This is a genomic window from Streptomyces sp. NPDC058534, assembly GCF_042717365.1.
Lineage (GTDB): Bacteria > Actinomycetota > Actinomycetes > Streptomycetales > Streptomycetaceae > Streptomyces.
The window spans coordinates 1-18,334 of record NZ_JBHXNW010000060.1 but is presented as its reverse complement, the minus strand read 5'-3'; the positions used below and the strand labels follow the sequence as shown (position 1 = coordinate 18,334).

Below are 18,334 nucleotides of genomic sequence, written 5' to 3'. Positions count from 1 at the left end.
CTCCACGACCGGCGCCGCGGCGAACCGCTCCGGCTCCCGGTCGGGTGCGGCCGGCGACGAGGCGAGGGCCAGTCCCGTCACGGTGAGCAGGGCGACACCCAGCGACAGCGCGACGAAGCTGCCGAGGAAGGTGACCCAGCGCGTGCGCAGGGTGCGCAGGGCGACACTCAGCATGGGAGGGCCTCCGGCCGGGTCATGAGGGGGCCGATGGATTCGGCGTACGCAGTGGTCGGTTGGCCGTGGACGTGGGCGAGCCGTTCCGCATCTTGGTGGGGTGCGGCCGGCGGCGAGGCGAGGGTCGGTCCCATGGGGGCGAGCACGGCGACACTCAGCACGGCACGGCCTCCAGCCGGGTCATGCGGGCGGCGATGTCGTCGGCGCCCGCCCCGGTCAGTTCGCCGTTGACGCGGCCGTCGACGAGGAAGACCACGCGGTCGGCGTGGGAGGCGGCGACCGGGTCGTGGGTGACCATGACGACGGTCTGGCCCGCGCCGTCGACCATGCCGCGCAGCAGGGTCAGTACCTCGTGGCCGGTCCGCGAGTCCAGGGCGCCGGTCGGCTCGTCGCCGAACAGCACCTCGGGGCGGGTGATCAGGGCGCGGGCCAGGGCGACGCGCTGCTGCTGGCCGCCCGACAGCTCCGTGGGCCGGTGCCGAGCGCGGTCGCCGAGCCCCACCTGCCGCAGCACCTCACGCACTTGCCCACGGCCGGGCCGGCGACCGGCCAGACGGAGCGGCAGCGCCACGTTCTGCTCGGCGGTCAGCGACGGCAGCAGGTTGAACGCCTGGAAGACGAAGCCGATGCGCTCGCGGCGCAGCAGCGTCAGCCTGGTCTCGCTCAGCCGGGTCAGCTCGGTGTCCCCGACGACGACCGACCCCGATGTGGGCCGGTCCAGGCCGGCGGCGCACTGCAGGAGGGTCGACTTGCCCGAGCCGGAGGGGCCCATGACGGCGGTGAAGGTACCCCTGGGGAAGGCCAGGGAGACCTCGTCGAGGACCGTCACGGTGTTGTCGCCCGCCTCGTACCGTCTGCTGACGGACCGCAACCGGACCGCGTGGACCGTGCTGTTGTTCATGTGTCCCCACTCAACCTTCGTCGGCTTCTGCGTCGGTGACTCCACGAAACCGTCCGCGACCCCTCCGGCGCAGTGAGGCGGAGGCGAGAGGCGGGGTAGGGCGGGCCATACCCCCAAAGGGCCCCCTGGGCCGATGGTCCGGCCGCGGGCGGGAGTTCTACGGTGACCCGCATGCACCCTCGGAACGTGTGGCAGGCCATGTCCGGCCCCGGCTACCTGCTGTCGGCGTGGCCGTGGCGCGCGGTCGCCCACCTGGCGACCGGGGCGGTGGCCGGTGCCGTGACCCTGGTGGGGCTCGTGGCCGCCGCTGCCGTCGGCGGTGTCCTCGCCGTCGTCGTGGTGGGCCTGCCGCTGCTGGTCCTCACCGCCCTCGCGGGCATACCCGTCGCCCACCTGGAGCGGTACCGGCTGCGCCTCGTCGACCGCGACCCCGCCCCGGGCCGGCACCGGCGGCCGGCCGTCCCGGGGCTGTGGCCCTGGCTGACCACCCGGCTGCGGGAGCGGGCGACCTGGCGGGAGCTGGGCCACGCCCTGCTGTTCGCCGGTCTGCTCTGGCCGGTGGACGCCGTGGTCGTCACCGCCGCCCTGGCCACGCCGCTGTCCATGGTCGCCACCCCGCTGCTGATGGCCACCGTCGGCGGCGGCGAGGAGGCGAAGGTGCTCAAGACGTGGACGGTCACCACCTGGCCGACCGCGTTCGGCGCCGCGCTGCTGGGCCTGCTGCTCCTCGCCCTGGGCGGCTACGCGCTGGGTCTGGCGGCCGGTGCGCGGGCCGAGCTGACCCGTGTCCTGATCGCCCCGCGCGACGGTGACCTGGGCGCCAGGGTCGTCGAACTGACCCGCTCACGCGTGCGGTTGGTGGACGCGTTCGAGTCGGAGCGGCGCCGCATCGAGCGCGATCTGCACGACGGGGCGCAGCAGCGTCTGGTCGCCCTGACGATGGCCCTCGGCCTGGCCCGGCTGGACGCGCCGCCCGGCCCGCTGGCCGACCAGCTCGCCAAGGCGCACGGCGAGGCGGGCAGGGCGCTGGAGGAACTGCGTGAGCTGATCCACGGCATCCACCCCAAGGTCCTCGCCGACTACGGCCTGGAGGCCGCCGTCGCCGACGCCGCCGACCGGTCCGCCGTCCCCGTCGACGTCACCCTGGAGCTGGCCGGGCGGCTGCCCCAGGCGGTGGAGGCCGCCGCCTACTTCGTGGTCCGCGAGGCCCTCGCCAACGTCGGCAGACACAGCGGTGCCGGCCGCGCGGAGGTGACCGGCGGGCACCTCGACGGACGGCTGTTCCTGGAGATCCGCGACGACGGCCGGGGCGGCGCCGACGCCGGGGCGGGCAGCGGGCTGACCGGACTCGCCGACCGGGTGTCCGTCCTGGATGGCAGACTCTCCGTGTCCAGCCCGCCGGGCGGGCCGACCCTGTTGCGCGTGGAGATTCCTTGCGAGTGGACCGAACGCTTCGCGTAGTGCTGGCCGAGGACAGCGTGCTGCTGCGGGACGGGCTGACCGGCCTGCTCGCCCGCTGCGGGCACGAGGTGGTGGCCGCCGTCGGGGACGCGGAGGCGCTGGTCGCGGCGGTGGCGGAGCACACCCCGGACGTCGTGGTCACCGACGTCCGCATGCCGCCCGGCTTCCAGGACGAGGGCCTGCACGCGGCGGTACGGCTGCGCGAGCGGCGCCCGGGCCTGCCCGTCCTCGTCCTCAGCCAGTACGTGCAGCGGACCTACGCCGCCGAGCTGCTGGACTCCGGTGACGGAACGGGCGTCGGCTACCTGCTCAAGGACCGCGTCGGCCAGGTCGAGGAGTTCGTCGAGGCGCTGACCGAGGTCGCGGACGGCGGCACGGTCGTCGACCCGGAGGTGGTACGCCAGTTGCTGCGCCGCCGCAGGGACCCGCTGGAGCGGCTCACCCCCCGTGAGCGGGAGGTGCTCGCGCTGGTCGCGGAGGGCAGGTCCAACGCCGCGGTCGCCCGCCAACTCGTCGTCTCCGAGGCGGCGGTGGGCAAGCACATCGGCAGCATCCTCACCAAGCTCGACCTGCCTCCGGCGACCGAGACCCATCGCAGGGTGCTGGCGGTCCTGGCGTATCTGCGGGCGTGAGACGGCCGTTCGCCTGCCCGGGGAGGGGTTGTGATTGGGTCACGAAGCCCTCGCATCCCTGCACTTCTCCTCCACCGAACGGCAGGATTGATCGCCGGAAGTGCCCGCCGGCCTGTGCCGCCCCTCACCGGAAAGTGAGTCCGTGAGTACCGTCCCGCCCCCCGACCGTTCCGACGACGACCCGGACTCCTCTCTCTCCGACGAGCAACTGGAGTCGTTCCTGCGGGAGGCCGCCGAAGGCGGCGGCACCTCCGCGCCCAAGGAGCCCTCCGCGCGCGCCCGGATGGTGGCCCGGCGGCTGCGGGAGGAGGACGAGGCGGCCCGGCGCGCCGACGCCACCGGCGGCCGTGGCGGGAAGCGGAAGGACCAGGGGCCGCCGCCCCCGCCGGGATGGCGCACGGGCCCGGCGCCGTCGGCGGGCGCCTCCCGGAAGCGGCGGGTGGGCGCGGTCGTCGGCGTGCTGGTCCTGGCGGCGCTCGCGGTCGTCGCCGTACGGCCCTCGCTGGTGTGGCCGGACGACGACGGCGGCGACGGCTCCGGACAGCCGTTGGCGGCCGAGACCGCCCGGCCGACCGGCGCCCCCGGGGGCCCCGCGGACACCGGACGGGCCACCCGCGAGCACCCCTTCCGCGACTCGCCCGCCGAACAGTGGGCCGAGGGCGCCGACGCCATCGAGGTACCGGAGGCGAAGGCGCTCTCCGGCCTGAGCGAGGACGACGTGGCGTTCGCGCTGCGCCGCACCAAGGACCTCCTGGTCGCCGCCAACCTGGACCCCGGTGTACTGCGCGGCGAGCAGCCGGACAAGGCGCTGGCCGTCCTCGACCCGAAGCAGCCGAAGCTGCTGCCCGACCTGCGCCGCTCCCTGCGGGAACCGGACGAGGAGCACGACCCGCTCCTGCTCTTCACCCGCTTCGACCCGGCCGAGACCCGCCTGGCCGGCGACGTGGTCAAGGTCCGCGGCCGGATGACGCTCGCCGCCGGGGAGCCCGGCGAAGTGAAGGTCGACGCCGACTACACCTTCGTCTACCCGCTGGTGCGGACCGACGACCCCGACGGCCCGGTGGCCCGCACCATCGTCCGCCGCGAACTGACCCTGACGCTCAACGACCCGGCCGCCTGGGACGTGACCGAGGGCAAGCTGGTGCTGGAGAAGTACTTCGCCGAGCACAACAACACCAACTGCGACGTCCACGACGGCTACCTGCACCCCGGGTTCGCCGACGACGGCCCCGACGGCGAGCGGCCCACCGGGCCCGCGATCGACCCGTACGACCGCACCGAGCCCCTCACACCGGACGGGTCCTGCGGCAAGGTCACCCGCACCTGACGCCCGGCGGCGTGACCGGGCCCGGGTGCGCTCTCCCTGCGCGCACCCGGGCCCGCCCCCGTCGTCCCCCGTGGGGCTCTCAGCCGATCACACCCGCTGCCACAACGCCGGTACGTTCGACGGCTCCCAGCCCTGCTGGGCCTGGTGGCCCTGGAGGCAGCGGTAGGTGGCGCCGCCGTACGTCACCGAGTCGCCCGCCTGGTAGACGGTGCCGGCCGCCCAGGTGCCGCCCGGCTCTCCGGGCTCGCCCGGGTCCTCGCCGCCGTCACCGGTCGTCTTCAGGGTGAGGCCGTAGTTCTGGAGCAGCGGGTTGATCGGCTGGAAGAACGTCGTACCGCCGCTGCTGCAGTTGCCCGAACCGCCCGAGGTGACCCCCTGCGCCTGGCTGCCGGATATGTACGAGCCGCCAGAGTCGCCGGGCTCGGCGCACACCGTGGTGCGGGTGACGCCGCTGATGGTGCCCTCGGGGTAGGTCACGCTGGTGTTGTGCTGCTGGATGGTGCCGCAGTGCCAGCCGGTGGTGGAACCGGAGCGGCACACGGACGCGCCGACCGGGGCCTGCGTGGACCCGGCGACCTGTACGTTCTGACCGCCGGCGCCGTTGACGTAAGGCGTCGCCGTCCAGCTGGAGTTGGTGGCCACCCAGGCCATGTCACGGCCGGGGAAGACCGACCCCTGGAAGGTGCCCTGCGCCACCCGGTTGGCGCCGCTCGTGCTCGCGCCGGCCCGGCCGCAGTGACCGGCGGTGGCGAAGCCCTGCTGGGTGCCCTTGGTGACGGGGAAGCCGATCGAGCAGCGTCCGCTGCTGTTGATGTAGTACGCCTCACCGCCCCGCAGGTCGTACAGCGGGCGGGGCCGCTCGGCCGACTTCTCGACGCGCGCGAGCCCGGCGCCGACCCCGGCCGCGTCGAGGAGGGCGCGGGCCGCGGCCGGGCGTACGGCCTGCACGGTGACCGTGTTCGTGCGTACGTCGACGTACCGGACCGGCGCGTCGGTGGTGTCCCGGTGACCGGCCGTCCGGTCCAGCCGGGACTTGGCCGCGTCCAGGTCGGCGAGCGAGTGCCGTACGACCTCGGCCACCGCACCCCGCGCCTCGATCGCCGCCACGTCGGCCGCGTCCGTCGTCGCCACGGTCAGCGTGCCGGACTCGGCACCCCGCACCCAGGCGCCCGCGAAGTCGCCGCCGAGGTCGGCCCGCAGCCGGCCCGCGACGGCGCCGGCCTCGGCCTCGTTGACGAGCCGGCGTTCGGCCTGCTCCCGGTCGAGACCGAGGTCGCGCTCCATGGCCCGGAGCAGGGCGGGCGGGGCGGCGTCGGCGCGCAGGGCCTCGGCGGCCGTGGGCGCGGCGGGGGAGGGTGCCGTCCCGGCGCTCGCGGAGCCGCTGAGCCCGGCCACGAGCAGGGCGGCCGTCGCGGCGACGGCGGCACCCACGGATCTGGTGTGTCGGTGTCGGTGGGGCATGGGGGATCTCCTCGGTCTCGGTGGGGAGGTGCCGAAACCGTAGGGAGGGACGACCGGTGTTCATAAGACGTCGGCCGGCCCTCTCCCCGGCGTTATGGAAAGCGCCGTCACGGTACGCGGTGCGCCGCCATCCACTCGGTGTAGCTGTCGCTGCCCGCCGCCACGCCCGCGTGCGCGATGCGTGCCTGGGCGAGGACGGTGGCGGCGAGGTCCGGGAGCTGCGACACACCGTGCCAACCGAGCAGGTGCCGCCAGGCCAGCGGGGTGCCGGTGAGCGGCCGGGTGACGATGCCGGGCGTGGTCGGGAAGGTCGCCCGGCACAGGCCCACCGCCCGCCCCACCTGCACCAGGTGCACGAGGGACGCGGTGTCGGTCTCGTACATGCGGCGCGGGGTGAACCCGGCGCGGGCGCACGACGCGGTGAAGCAGTCGCCGAAGCAGCCGTCGCCGGGTACGCAGGCCCACTCCTCGCCCGCCAGCTCGGTCAGGTCCACCTCCGGCCGGCCGGCGAGCGGGTGGCCGCCGGGCATCATCACGAACACCGGGTCGACGGCGACCTCCCGCCAGACCAGCCCCTCCGAGCCGGGCGGGGCAGCCGATCCGCAGGTCCCGGCTAGCGCGAAGTCGAGCCGCCCGTCGGCCAGTTGCTCGGCCAGCTCCCGCTCCGACCAGGAGGTGCACGTCGTCATCCGGGCGTCCGGTGCCACGTCGGCGAGCCGGTCCACCAGGGCGCCGAGGAGCGGCCCGTGGGTGCCGCCCAGCCGGAGGTGCCGGGCGGTCCGCGGGGCCCGCGCGAACCGGGCCGCCTCCTGCTGCAGCTCGGTCACCGCGGGCAGCACGATCCGGCTGCGCTCCAGCACCAGCTCCCCCAGCGCGGTCGCCCGCACCCCGTGCCGTCCCCGGACGAACAACGCCCCGCCCAGCGCCCGTTCGATCCGCTTCAGCTGTGCGCTCAACGCGGGCTGCGCGAGCCCGAGCGCCGTCGCCGCCCTGGTGAGACTGCCGGCGTCGGCGATGGCCCGGACCGTCCTGAGATGCCGCAACTCCAGCTCCATGAGGGGAGCTTGCGACGTGGGAGGGGCGGGGGCAAGACGTTGGTCCGGACCTGTGTCGCCAGAGTTTGTCGACGTGTCCGGGGTAGAGCCCGACGCGGGCGTGCTCGAACGACGCGCGAGCCCCCGTGGCGGCCTCGGAGAAGAATCGGGCCATGGTCACCTTGTCGAAGCCGGGCCGGTCGCTGGGGAACGGGTCCGCCGGCGTCCCGCCGACGAGCACGGTCCCGGGCAGGGCGTGCCCGCCCGCCCCCTCGTAGAACGACCGGAGCGGACGGTCGCAGGTGAACAGCCCGACATCGAGCCGCCGTCCGCCCATCGCCCGCCGGGCCGCCGTCACGAGGTGCCGCCCATGCCCTCGGCCGCGGGCCGACTCGCGCGTGACGACGGTACTCAGTCCACCGGCCGCGTAGCGGTGCCCGCCGTGGTCGAGCTCCTTGAAAAGGATGTCGAGCGCCGCCAGCACGCGCCCGCCGTCCACCAGCAGCACCGACAAGGGCGACAGGGCCGGGTCGTGCGTGAGCCCCGCCACCGGGCCGGGTCCCGGCTCCGGCCATGCTTCCGCCTGGAGCTCCAGCACATGGTCGCGCAGCGGAGCGGGGGTCTCCGCCTCCGGGAACGTCAGGATCCGCATGTCTGCTCGGGCTCCTTGTCTGCCTTGCTCGCCTTGTTCGGCCTATCCGTGTTCTCGTCGATCAGTGCGCGCATACGGCGCAGCAGGGCCTCCCGTACGGAGCCCGGTGCGAGTACGCGCAGGGGGGACCCAAGCCCGAGGAGGTACCGGGCGAGACCCTCGGCGTCAGGGCCGCCGACCTCGACGACCGTGGCGTCGGGTCCCTCGGCGCGGTGGCTGCCGACGGTCGCCGGGATGAGCCGCAACGCCTGCTCCATCGGCACCGCGATCCGGACCGTCGCCCGCAGCGGATACGGCCCGGTGGCGACGGAGCGGGAGACGAGCAGCGCGGGGTCGGGTGGCGGGTCGGTGAGTTCCACCGGCCTGCCCGTGGGTTGCAACCGCTCGACCCGGTCGGCCCGGAAGGTCCGCCACTCGCCCCGCTCGACGTCCCGCGCCACGAAATACCAGCGCCGCCCGGTGTGGACGAGGCGGTAGGGATCGACGTCCCGGACACTGGCCCGCCCCTCCCAGTCGCGGTATGCCATCCGGGCGCGCTCGGCCCGCCGGCAGGCTGCGGCCAGCTCCAGCAGCATGCCGGGCGCAATCTGCGGCTCGCCCGCCCTGGGGGTCTGCACGAAGGCGGCGTCCATGTCACCCAGCCGGTCCGCGACCCGCCGCGGCAGCACCTGCCGCAGCTTCAGCAGCGCGGACAGGGCCGCCTGGTCCCCGCCGAGCGCCCCGCTGAGCGCGGCCTCCCGCAGCCCGACGGCCACTGCGAGGGCCTCCTCGTCGTCGAGGATCAGCGGGGGCGTACGTGTTCCGGGGCGCAGTCGGTAACCGCCCCACGGGCCCGGGTCGGACTCGATGGCGTAACCGAGTTCCCGGAGCCTGGCGATGTCCCGGCGCACCGTGCGCTCGGTGACCTCGATCCGCTCCGCCAGTTCACCGCAGGTCCACGCGGGGCGGACGGCGAGCAGGGAGACAAGCCGCAGCAGCCTGGCGGAAGTACTGAGCACGCTGCCGGAGTCTTCCACAGACCGTCTTCCACAGACCGTCTTCCACTGGGCCGGTGGTGACCAGGACCGAATCTGTCCTGGTCACGTCCTACCGTCTCCCCCATGACCACCACGACCCCTACGGGGAACACCGCGGCACTCGCGTTCCGCTACTCGGCCGTCACCTTCGACTGCCCCGACCCCGCCGAACTGGCCCGCTTCTACTGCGAGGCCCTCGGCCTGCCCGTCGTCTTCTCCACCGACGACTTCGTCCTGCTCGGCCAGCAGGACGGCGCGGCCGGCCTGGGCTTCAACCGCCTGGCCGACTACCGCCGCCCCACCTGGCCGGACCCCGCCCAGGAGAAGCAGGCCCACATCGACCTCGGCGTCGACGACCTGGACGCGGCCGAGACCCGCCTGCTCTCCCTGGGAGCCATGAAGCCCGACTACCAGCCCGCGCCGGACCGGTGGCGCGTGCTGCTGGACCCGGCGGGGCATCCGTTCTGCGTGTCTACGGTGGCGTGAAGCGGACCGGCGCACTTTGGAGGGGCGGGGGCGAGAGGGTGGTCCGGACCTGTGTCAACGAAGCCCGCCTCAGGGCTCCTCGTCCGTGAAGACCTCGTCGGTGGAGTGGACGGTGACGGCACGCCGGAGCCAGCGGCGGAGGGTCTCGGGGTCACCGCATTCCGTGATGCGGGTGCGGGTGTCGTCGGAGATGTCGAGGCCGCGCTGCTCCAGGACCAGCAGGACGTCCTCGGCGGCGCGGCGCGTCTCCCCTTGCACGCGCCCCTGTTCGCGGCCTTCGTCGCGGATTTCTTCGGAGATGTAGGACTTGTAGAAGGAGAGGTCCGCGGCCACCAGGTTCCTCCAGAGGTGCTTGGCCGGGCGGTTGCCCAGTCCATGTGCGGTGAATTCGACGATGGGGTCCGCGACGTCTTGGGGCGCGTCCCGCAGAGCGGTGGACAGGGCCTTCAGTATCGCATTGACGACCGGTTCCGCAGCGTGCGTGATGGCCGCCAGACTGGCCAGGACCAGGTCTGCACGAGCCTCGTCCGGATCGGTGATCACTGGCATGTTGTGCGGGCCGGCGACCAGGGGGCGCAGGGTGAGGGTGGGTAGCTGGGCCGGTCCGCTGCTTACCGGTTGCTGGGCCCATTTTGCGGTGACGTGGTCCTGGCAGACGACCAGGAGCGCTGTGGGCAGCCGGTACTTCGTCCACAGATACGAGACGTAGTACGCCCAGCTCGCGGGCTTGTCCGGGTCCTTCTTGCCCTGGGCTTCGACGGCCAGGAGGAACGCGCCGTGCTCTGCCGTCTCGAAGCGCAGGAGCGTGTCCACGCGGCGTTCGACGGGACTGGCCTCGGTGAGGTCGGTCGGTAGAGCGGTCGCTCCGATGGGCTTGGGGAGGTCGATCCCGAGGAAGCGCGAGACGCGGCTGAAGAGTCCCGGGTCGTGCTGGAAGATGCGGTGCATCGCCTCGTGGGGTGGGCTGACCATGGGTTTCCTTGCTGGATCAGGGGTGAGTGGCGGATGCGGGTCGGCACTCGCGGCAGAGCATTTCCGGCTCGGCGGCGCGGAAGGCTCGGTCGCAGCCCTCGCAGTTCCGCAGCGGGTGTCGCGGTGGCGGTGGGGCGGCCACCGGCGCGCGGAACGGCGCCGGAGGCGGCAACTGGTCGGCGAGCCGGTGGGCCAGGAGGGCGGCCGGGCGGCGTAGCGGCTCGTCGGGCAGGCCGGTGGTCAGGGCGTGGCGTACGGCTGTGGAGCGGATGTCCCGCTCCAGCCAGGCGGCGACACCGGGCGCCAGGTGGGCCGTGTCGGCGGCGGAGAGCAGCAGCCGGGAGTCGTGTCGTCGCAGGTCGGCGAGGAGATCGGTGGCGGCCTGGAGGAGCGCGGGGGCCTTGTTGCTCGGCTGCGGTACGGCGGGGAGCGCCTTGCGGACGCCCGTGCCGCGCGGCGGCCGGGACTGGGAGGCGCGCTCCACTGCCGGGCGGGCGGGCAGGTCGGGGCACCTGGCCTCGGCTGCCTCGCGCCGGTGCTTCGGCTGGTTGCAGGAGACCGTGCGGGTGACGATGCGGCCGGTGGAGGTGCGTACGCGTTCCCGGCGCAGGTAGCCGTGCGCCTCCAGCTCGCGCAGCGCGGCGGCGATTCGGGTGGGGCCCTCCGTGAAGCGGGCGGTGAGCGACTTGATGTCGGCGCCCGCGCCGGTGGGCAGCGACTGGATGTGGCAGCCGAGACCGATCGCGAGCAGCGACAGCTCGGGGTGCTGGACCAGGTGGTTGCCGATCACCACGAAGCGGGTGGTGTGGCGCGTGTTCTCGTGGATGACGCCGCTGCCGTGGCGACGCGAACGGGTCGGATTGTCAGCAGGGGCTGACTGGGCGCGCGAGGGCGCGCTAGGGTCTTGGGTACCCATTGGGAAGGTCTCTCTTCCTTGGTGGTAGGCCCTCGCACTGGGATTGCACTCCCGGCGGGGGCCGAAGTCTTTTTGCGGTTGTGTGCGCTGAGCGTAGGGGTGTCGGGGGCTGGGAAATCCAGCTGAGTCGGTGATGTTCACCCGCCCGAGTGACGGCACGCCTCGGGCGGGAGGGGTGGGGCTTGGTGGGGTGTTTTCTCCCCAAGTTCTTTCTATTGGTAGGGCACCGACGTCACCGCAACCTCAGAACGTGGGTTGCGGTGGTGTGAAGCTCAGTTCCGCCCAGACGGTCTTGCGCGGGTAGCGGCCCTCGGCTACTCCCCAGCGGTCCGCCAACGCCTCGACGAGCAGCGGGCCACGGCCGGATTCAGCGTCGGAGGCGGGCGTTTGGGGGTGGGGCAGCTCCTGTCCTCGGGTGTCGGCGACCTCGATGCGGAGGGTGTCGCCGACGACGTAGAGGGTGAGCCGGAAATCGCGGCCGGGGACGCGTCCGTGGGCGCTCGCGTTGTTGGCCAGTTCGGCGACGAGGTGGCGTGCCGGGTCCAGGGGCAGTTCCCAGGAGCGGAGCTGTTCGGTCGCGAGCAGGCGGGCGAGGCGGGCGCCGCGTGGCGTGGGGGAGAGCTGCACGCTGAAGTTGCGGACGGAGGTCGTGAGTTCGGCGGATTTCTGGTTCACATCACTCAGCGTGGTGGTGTGTGCGTACCGTGAGAAGTGACTCAGCGAGTACGTACAGTGACCGTCCGGTGGTTGTCCAGCGGTGTCGGTGCTGTCGGGGCGGTGCGTGCGGGTAGGGCGCTGGGAGCACACTGGTCGACATCAACCACATCCTCGCCGCGAAGTACCGCTGCCTGCGGGTGGGCACCTGCTGCCTGGTGGCGGGCCTGGCCCTGGGCGGCACCGGGACGATGCTCCTCTGACGCCTCACAGTGACAGTGGCGGCGGCGAGGCGTGACGACCGGGGAGGGCTTCGTCTCATACCGTGGCCGGGTGCTGGCCAGGACGTTTACCTGCACGTAACACTGACCCGGACCGGTGCCACCCATGCCAGAAAGGTCCTACGTGACGACGCGACCCGACACGCAGACCACGCTCGCCCGCCTCCTCACGGAGATCGAGCACCGCAACCCGGCCCAGCCCGAGTTCCACCAGGCGGCCCGCGAGGTCCTGGAGACGCTCGCGCCGGTACTCGCGGCCCGCCCCGAGTACGCCGAGCCGGGCCTGGTGGAGCGGCTGGTGGAGCCGGAGCGGCAGGTCGTCTTCCGGGTCCCGTGGCAGGACGACAGGGGCCGGGTCCACGTGAACCGGGGCTTCCGCGTCGAGTTCAACAGCGCGCTGGGCCCGTACAAGGGCGGTCTGCGCTTCCACCCCTCCGTGAACCTGGGCGTCATCAAGTTCCTGGGCTTCGAGCAGATCTTCAAGAACGCCCTGACCGGCCTGGGCATCGGCGGCGGCAAGGGCGGCAGCGACTTCGACCCGCGCGGGCGCAGCGACGCGGAGGTCATGCGGTTCTGCCAGTCGTTCATGACGGAGCTGTACCGGCACATCGGCGAGCACACGGACGTACCGGCCGGCGACATCGGCGTGGGCGGCCGCGAGATCGGCTACCTCTTCGGCCAGTACCGCCGCATCACCAACCGCTGGGAGTCCGGCGTCCTCACCGGCAAGGGCGCGGGCTGGGGCGGCTCGCTGATCCGCCCGGAGGCGACGGGCTACGGCAACGTGCTGTTCGCGGCGGCGATGCTGCGAGAGCGCGGCGAGGACCTGGAAGGCCAGACGACAGTCGTGTCGGGCTCGGGCAACGTCGCGATCTACACCATCGAGAAGCTGACCGCCCTGGGCGCCAACCCGGTCACCTGCTCGGACTCCTCCGGCTACGTGGTCGACGAGAAGGGCATCGACGTGGCCCTGCTCAAGCAGGTCAAGGAGGTCGAACGCGGCCGCGTCGGCACGTACGCCGAGCGCCGTGGCGCCTCGGCCCGCTTCGTCCCCGGCGGCAACGTCTGGGACGTCCCGGCGGACGTCGCCCTCCCATCGGCCACACAGAACGAACTCGACGCCGGGGGCGCGACGGCTCTGATCCGCAACGGCGTGAAGGCGGTCTCCGAGGGCGCCAACATGCCGACCACCCCGGACGCCGTCCACCTCCTCCAGCGCGCCGGCGTCGCCTTCGGCCCCGGCAAGGCGGCCAACGCGGGCGGCGTCGCGGTCAGCGCCCTGGAGATGGCCCAGAACCACGCCCGTACGTCCTGGACGGCGGCGCGGGTCGAGGAGGAACTGGCGGGCATCATGACCAACATCCACACCACCTGCCACCAAACCGCCACCCGCTACGACGCCCCCGGCGACTACGTCACCGGCGCGAACATCGCGGGCTTCGAACGGGTGGCGGACGCGATGCTCGCGCAGGGCGTCATCTGAGCGCTCGATCAGTGAGACCATGTCGGCACCGTCGATCAAGTGACCGACCGACCGATCGACTGATCGACTGACCGAGCGACACGCGGGGAGGCCGGGCACTCCATGGCGGGTTACACGGAGGCACTGACGGTCGAGCGCGGTGGATTCCGCATCAAGGTGCCGGAGTCCTGGTGGGAGTTCGACGTACGCCCGGAATCCCGGGACGACTCGATCCGCCGCATGGTCGACGACCGTATCCGCCGGCACCCGGAGCTGGCCGACTCCCGCTCCGCGTACATCACCTTCCTCCAGAAGGCGGCGTCCGACGCGTGGAAGTCGGGCGCCCTGTACTGCGGCTGCATGGCGGAGAGCTTCGGCGGCGACACCCCGATCACGGGCTCGGTGACGGTCTCCCTGATCGGCGGCCGCACCTCTTCCGGCGACCCGCTCCCCACCGACCCTGCCGCCATCGCCGGCCAACTCGCCGTGAAGGAGGCGAGGAAGCCCGGCGACTCCTGGCGCAAGGTGACGACCGTCGACATCCCCGGCGTGGGCCCGGCCGCCCGCACCCAGGGCATCGAAGACATCCCGATCCCCGAAGACGCCCTCAACCGCACCGTCCGCGCGGTCCTGATGCAGACGTACATCCCGGTCCCGGGCCAGGAGGGCAAGGTCGCCCTGGTGGCGGGCAGCAGCCATGTCCTCGACCTGGCGGACTCCTTCTTCGACATCTTCGACGCGATCACGTCTTCGTTCCGGTTCGTGGGCTGAGCCCCTCACCGCGTGAGACGGCAATGGTCGACGCGGACGGGGACCGTGCTGCGCAGAGCGGGTTGGAGCCCAGGCCGCGCGGTCCCGACGGCCACGTGGGAGTCGATCCTGCGCGAGAGCGGCGCCTTCGTACCCCACGATGCCGCGCGCCGATTCCTCTCCGAGTTCGGCGGCCTGGTGACGTACGGCTGGCCCGCCGACACGATCACCACCTCTTCGGCCATCCGCTTCGACCCTCTGGCAGCAGCATGGCAGGACGAACGTTTCGCGAGGGCGAGCCGCGAAGCGGGCACGCCCCTCTACCCCGTGGGCGCGGCGGACGCAGGCGCCGCCCTCCTGGGCCTCAGCGAGGACGGAGCACTCCACCTGCTCCGCGACCGGACGGAGTTACTGTCCCCGACCACGGACCAGTCCCTGGACCGCCTGGTGGAGGCGCAGGTAACCGCGTCCGCCCTCTGGAAGCCGAGCGGAAGACCACCGGTCGACCACGCTTTCTGGCGACGCCTGGACATCTGGGAGAACATCCTGCTGGAGACCGGCGGCTTCGAACTCCACGACGCAGCCTGCCGCTTCCTGGCGGAATTCGGTGCGCTGAGGGTGCCCTACCGCGACCCGCGGGACGCGATGCCGTGGATGGAGTTCTCGCATCGGCATGCGCGACCGCCGCAACCAGCACCTGACCATGGCGGAGGACGGCGCGGTGTACGAGGGCATGGACAGTGTCAGGCTGCTGGCCGCCACACCGCACCAGGCAATGCAGCACATCACCAAGAGGATCCGGCCCACGACAGGCTGAAAGGACGCGCACGGTTGTGACAGCCGAGCTGAACTGGGAAACCGGCGAGGGCCTACTCGGTATCGAAGACCCCACCGAGTGGGACGCGGCCTTCGAACGTGGGGCGCGACACCTGGGGACCGCGGTGATCGGGCTGGCCTTCAACTGCCCGCTGGAGGAGACGTCGCCTCGGATCGTCCGGGCCGTGCAGTTGCCGGACATCGCTCAGCGCGGATTCGCGTACACCGCGGTGGGTAGTGCGGCACGGCTCAACGGCGCGTTGACGCCGGAGCTGTACGCCGTACTGCGGGCGGCAGGTCCCGGCCGCATGAGCATCGCCGTGAACGCCATAGACGACACCATGACCTTCGTGCCGTTCCGGCAACTGCCTCTGTGGCTCAAGGGGTGGAAGGTCGCGTCGACCGTGCTGGGCAAGCTGGAGACCTGGCGGTTGAAGGCGTCGTACGCGGTCATCGACGCACGTGAGGCCTTGCGCCGGCGCCGCTCCCGGCGGTGAAGGCCGCCTTTTCTTCGAACGTCCGTGCCTTGTAAGTTCACGTGTGCATACGGGTTGTTGCTGATGTGCGTGCGTCGACGGGGGTTGCGTGATGGTGGGCCACAGGCCGAGTGACTGGCATGTCCTGGACCTGGACAAGGACCCGACCCCGGGCGACCCGCAGCGCGTACGCACGCTCGCCAAGACGTTGCACGACTTCGCGGACGACGTGTCGGAGGCGTTGCGTCTGGTGAAGGGCATGGCGGGGGAGGGCACGCTCACGGAGTGGGCGGGCAAGTCGGCGACGGTCTTCAAGGAGGAGTTCTCCGGCGTTCCGAAGAACTTGAAGAAGCTGGAGAAGTCGTACGGGATGTGCGGCGACGCCCTCGCCGACTTCTGGCCGAAGCTGGAGCGCGCCCAGGCCCTCGCCGACAAGGCGCTCACAGCGCGAACACTCGGGCCACCGGGTCTCACGAGCCGGTTCGGTCCGCTACGAGTACGACGCGGCGGGCCGCGTGACCGTGCGCCGTAGAACCCGGCTCTCCCGCAAACCCGACATCTGGCGCTACACCTGGGACGCCGAGGACCGCCTGACCTCGGTACTCACGCCCGACGGGACGCTGTGGCGGTACCGCTACGACCCCCTCGGGCGCCGCGTCGCGAAGCTGCGCATGGACACCGACGGAACGACGCCGGCGGAGGAGACCCGCTTCACCTGGGACGGCCCGCACCTCGTGGAGCAGAGCACGCGCACGCACGACGGCCCGGAGGAGCACTCCCTCACCTGGGACCGCGAAAGCGTGCGCCCCGTCGCGCAGACCGAACGCACCACACTGGCCCACGCTCCTCAGGAAGTCGTCGACGAACGGTTCTTCGCCGTCGTCACCGATCTCGTCGGTACGCCGACCGAGCTCGTCTCCGAAGACGGCGACCTCGTGTGGTGCTCGAAGGCCACGCTCTGGGGCGTCACCGCCCCCGACGCGGACGCCAGGGCGTACACACCGCTCCGCTTCCCCGGGCAGTACTTCGACGCCGAGACCGGCCTCCACTACAACTACTTCCGGCACTACGACCCGGTGACGGCGGCCTACATCAGTCCCGACCCCCTGGGGACGGAGGCCGGCCCGCATCCGCACCGCTACACCCTCAACCCGCTGCTCTGGATCGACTACCTCGGTCTACTCATGTGCCGGCAGAACGCACGGCGACTGCGCAGGAACATGAGGCGTGAGGGACGCCGACCGCCGCGCGGCCACGCCGCTGCGCATATCGTTCCGTCCGGAGGCAACGCGGGCCACTGGGTACCCGGAGCCCGCAGCCGTGCACTGCTGGAGAGGTATGGAGTCGATGTCAACGACGCAGCCAACGGAATTCCGCTGGGTCACCCGTCCCCCCACAACTACACCCACCGCGAACCCTTCCTGCGCCGCGTCAACCAGCACCTCGAACAGGTCGTGCGGGACGGGGTGGACCAGGGAATGGGCGTCCGCGCCATCCGCGCCCAGCTCCGGCGGGAACTGCGCGGCATCGGCCGCCAGGTCGAGGGTGAGCTCGCCACCGGTGCACCGGGCCCCGGTGCGGTCTGGACGGCGTGATGACGACTGACCGCCCCGGTGGGCCGCTCGCGGTCTACCGCCTGATGCCGAGCCTGGGAGACTTCCGGGCCCTGTCCCTGGAGGAGCACGCCCACCGCAGGCTGATCCGCTGGCTGCGCACCGGGGACCGCGCGGACCTGCCGGACTCGTTCACCGCGGAATGGGTCGGCAATCCTCGGCTGCGACCGGCGGAGTTTCCCTGCGCGTATCCCGGAGCCCCCGTGTTCAGCCGCCGTGTCGCCACGCTCCTCGCGGACGAGATGTCGACGGCGGGGCGGTACCTTCCGGTCTTCCCGGAGGGCAGCGACCCGGAAGCGGACTCCGACTACCTCCTGTTCCTGGCGGAGAACGTCGTCGACTGTCTCGATCGGCGCCGGTCGTCGAAGCCGAAGAGGGGCACGGGCCAGATGAAGTCGACGGTCTTCCTCCCCGATGCCCTGCCCGCCGGGCTGCCGGCCTTCCGGGTGCCGGAGTTCCCGGGAGCCGTGCAGTGGAACCAGTGGGTCGTCGACCGTCTCCGGGAGATCCTGGGCGCGGACCTGGAAGCCCGCCTCATCTGGTCGGAGGACCGTTCACGCAAGCCCCACCCCGATCCGTGGAGCTTCTGACATGCCCGCCGAAACGGCCGCGTCAGGCTTCCGGGAGCACGTCGTCCGCGGCGTGCGGCACCTGGTCGAAGCATTTCCGGCCGGGCTCCGTCCCGACATCTACGTCGTGTCCCTCCGTGTCGACCACGTCGACCAGGACCCCCGGTTCCCCTACGTGGCCGTCGGCTACAACACGCGGCACGAGGTCCGCCGGGTGCTGGCCCACGAGTGCTCGCACGAGGGAACGGCCGCCTGGGAGTACGCGTACTGGCCGCTGGAGGGGTTCGCGAGGGTCGGCCACGTCCCCGAGGACCGGACCGGCAGCGCACTCCACCTGGCCGAGGCCAGGGCGGAGGGGCTCTGGTACGAGGAGGACGTGGGCGGGGAGGAGGACGGGAACGAGGAGCGTGACGATCGGCTCGTGCGCGAGTTCGACGACGTCTGTACCGCCGCCGCCCGCAGCCTGCACGACGACGGCTGCCTGCGGCACGTGTTCGGCCGGTCGCTGCCCGTCGTCCTCTTCGACATGGACCGCCCCGGCTGGGAGGCGGAGGCCACCGAGGCCGTCAATCCGCCCGGCGTGCTCGAAGGGTCTTCAACTGTTGGGGCTTTCGCTTAAACAGGCCGAGTATCGCTAATTATCAGATGTGTGGTTGATCGGCAGGGTTTCGGGCCAGGTTT

18 protein-coding genes and 1 pseudogene are annotated in these 18,334 nt (G+C 72.2%); 12 read left to right on the top strand and 7 right to left on the bottom strand.

Going from position 1 to position 18,334, the window contains the following annotated elements; all coding sequences use genetic code 11:
• Nucleotides 1-328: 328 nt before the first annotated feature.
• On the bottom strand, nt 329-1,075 hold the full coding sequence (locus tag ACFWR9_RS30070) for an ABC transporter ATP-binding protein (protein ID WP_383847333.1): 747 nt from the start codon (nt 1,073-1,075) through the stop codon (nt 329-331).
• A 171-nt stretch (nt 1,076-1,246) separates the two neighbouring features.
• Between ACFWR9_RS30070 and ACFWR9_RS30065 the strand changes: the two genes are divergently transcribed.
• The 3 genes from ACFWR9_RS30065 (at nt 1,247) to ACFWR9_RS30055 (ending at nt 4,495) form a co-directional block, all read left to right on the top strand.
• Nucleotides 1,247-2,536, top strand: a complete 1,290-nt coding sequence (locus tag ACFWR9_RS30065) for a sensor histidine kinase (protein WP_383847332.1) — start codon at nt 1,247-1,249, stop codon at nt 2,534-2,536.
• Complete coding sequence (locus tag ACFWR9_RS30060; RefSeq protein WP_383847376.1) at nt 2,536-3,168, top strand: response regulator; 633 nt, start codon at nt 2,536-2,538, stop codon at nt 3,166-3,168. The genes ACFWR9_RS30065 and ACFWR9_RS30060 overlap by 1 nt, the downstream gene beginning before the upstream one ends.
• A gap of 142 nt (nt 3,169-3,310) precedes the next feature.
• Nucleotides 3,311-4,495 carry a hypothetical protein gene (locus ACFWR9_RS30055; RefSeq protein ID WP_383847330.1) on the top strand — a complete coding sequence of 395 codons (1,185 nt, stop codon included), beginning with the start codon at nt 3,311-3,313 and terminating at the stop codon, nt 4,493-4,495.
• An 87-nt stretch (nt 4,496-4,582) separates the two neighbouring features.
• On the opposite strand, the gene ACFWR9_RS30050 is transcribed toward ACFWR9_RS30055, so the two are convergent.
• The 3 genes from ACFWR9_RS30050 to ACFWR9_RS30040 all read right to left on the bottom strand — a co-directional run bounded on the left by ACFWR9_RS30050 (nt 4,583) and on the right by ACFWR9_RS30040 (nt 8,640).
• Complete coding sequence (locus tag ACFWR9_RS30050) at nt 4,583-5,956, bottom strand: carbohydrate-binding protein (RefSeq protein ID WP_383847328.1); 1,374 nt, start codon at nt 5,954-5,956, stop codon at nt 4,583-4,585.
• 107 nt (nt 5,957-6,063) lie between these two features.
• Nucleotides 6,064-7,011, bottom strand: coding sequence for a LysR family transcriptional regulator (locus ACFWR9_RS30045; RefSeq protein ID WP_383847326.1), 948 nt, complete (start codon nt 7,009-7,011; stop codon nt 6,064-6,066).
• A 618-nt stretch (nt 7,012-7,629) separates the two neighbouring features.
• On the bottom strand, nt 7,630-8,640 hold the full coding sequence (locus ACFWR9_RS30040) for a helix-turn-helix transcriptional regulator (RefSeq protein ID WP_383847324.1): 1,011 nt from the start codon (nt 8,638-8,640) through the stop codon (nt 7,630-7,632).
• A gap of 102 nt (nt 8,641-8,742) precedes the next feature.
• Here ACFWR9_RS30040 and ACFWR9_RS30035 point away from each other — a divergent pair, with 102 nt between their 5' ends.
• The gene (locus ACFWR9_RS30035) at nt 8,743-9,144 is read left to right on the top strand and encodes a VOC family protein (RefSeq protein ID WP_383847323.1); all 402 of its coding nucleotides are present in this window, start codon (nt 8,743-8,745) and stop codon (nt 9,142-9,144) included.
• A gap of 69 nt (nt 9,145-9,213) precedes the next feature.
• On the opposite strand, the gene ACFWR9_RS30030 is transcribed toward ACFWR9_RS30035, so the two are convergent.
• From ACFWR9_RS30030 to ACFWR9_RS30020, 3 genes are all read right to left on the bottom strand, one after another.
• Nucleotides 9,214-10,116 (bottom strand): hypothetical protein, encoded by a 903-nt coding sequence (locus ACFWR9_RS30030; RefSeq protein ID WP_383847321.1) that lies wholly within the window; start codon nt 10,114-10,116, stop codon nt 9,214-9,216.
• A gap of 16 nt (nt 10,117-10,132) precedes the next feature.
• Nucleotides 10,133-11,032 carry a helix-turn-helix domain-containing protein gene (locus ACFWR9_RS30025; RefSeq protein WP_383847319.1) on the bottom strand — a complete coding sequence of 300 codons (900 nt, stop codon included), beginning with the start codon at nt 11,030-11,032 and terminating at the stop codon, nt 10,133-10,135.
• Between the two features lie 243 nt (nt 11,033-11,275).
• On the bottom strand, nt 11,276-11,707 hold the full coding sequence (locus ACFWR9_RS30020) for an ATP-binding protein (protein WP_383847317.1): 432 nt from the start codon (nt 11,705-11,707) through the stop codon (nt 11,276-11,278).
• A 384-nt stretch (nt 11,708-12,091) separates the two neighbouring features.
• On the opposite strand from ACFWR9_RS30020, the gene gdhA reads away from it, so the two are divergent.
• From gdhA to ACFWR9_RS29980, 8 genes and pseudogenes are all read left to right on the top strand, one after another.
• Entirely contained in the window at nt 12,092-13,450 is a 1,359-nt protein-coding gene (gene gdhA / locus ACFWR9_RS30015; RefSeq protein WP_383847315.1) for an NADP-specific glutamate dehydrogenase, read from the top strand.
• Between the two features lie 102 nt (nt 13,451-13,552).
• Nucleotides 13,553-14,200 (top strand): hypothetical protein, encoded by a 648-nt coding sequence (locus tag ACFWR9_RS30010; RefSeq protein ID WP_383847314.1) that lies wholly within the window; start codon nt 13,553-13,555, stop codon nt 14,198-14,200.
• 45 nt (nt 14,201-14,245) lie between these two features.
• On the top strand, nt 14,246-15,016 hold the full coding sequence (locus ACFWR9_RS30005) for an SUKH-3 domain-containing protein (RefSeq protein ID WP_383847312.1): 771 nt from the start codon (nt 14,246-14,248) through the stop codon (nt 15,014-15,016).
• Nucleotides 15,013-15,492: a hypothetical protein gene (locus ACFWR9_RS30000; protein ID WP_383847311.1), complete on the top strand. Its 480-nt coding sequence runs from the start codon at nt 15,013-15,015 to the stop codon at nt 15,490-15,492. Before ACFWR9_RS30005 ends, ACFWR9_RS30000 begins: the two co-directional genes overlap by 4 nt.
• A 91-nt stretch (nt 15,493-15,583) precedes the next feature.
• Nucleotides 15,584-15,949: pseudogene (locus tag ACFWR9_RS29995) on the top strand (WXG100 family type VII secretion target); the annotation flags it as partial.
• Between the two features lie 37 nt (nt 15,950-15,986).
• A complete protein-coding gene (locus tag ACFWR9_RS29990; protein WP_383847309.1) occupies nt 15,987-17,066 on the top strand; it encodes an RHS repeat domain-containing protein in 1,080 nt (359 codons plus the stop codon).
• A complete protein-coding gene (locus tag ACFWR9_RS29985; protein ID WP_383847307.1) occupies nt 17,066-17,674 on the top strand; it encodes a hypothetical protein in 609 nt (202 codons plus the stop codon). The genes ACFWR9_RS29990 and ACFWR9_RS29985 overlap by 1 nt, the downstream gene beginning before the upstream one ends.
• Before the next feature lies 1 nt (nt 17,675).
• The gene (locus ACFWR9_RS29980) at nt 17,676-18,272 is read left to right on the top strand and encodes a hypothetical protein (protein ID WP_383847305.1); all 597 of its coding nucleotides are present in this window, start codon (nt 17,676-17,678) and stop codon (nt 18,270-18,272) included.
• The last annotated feature ends 62 nt before the right edge of the window (nt 18,273-18,334 follow it).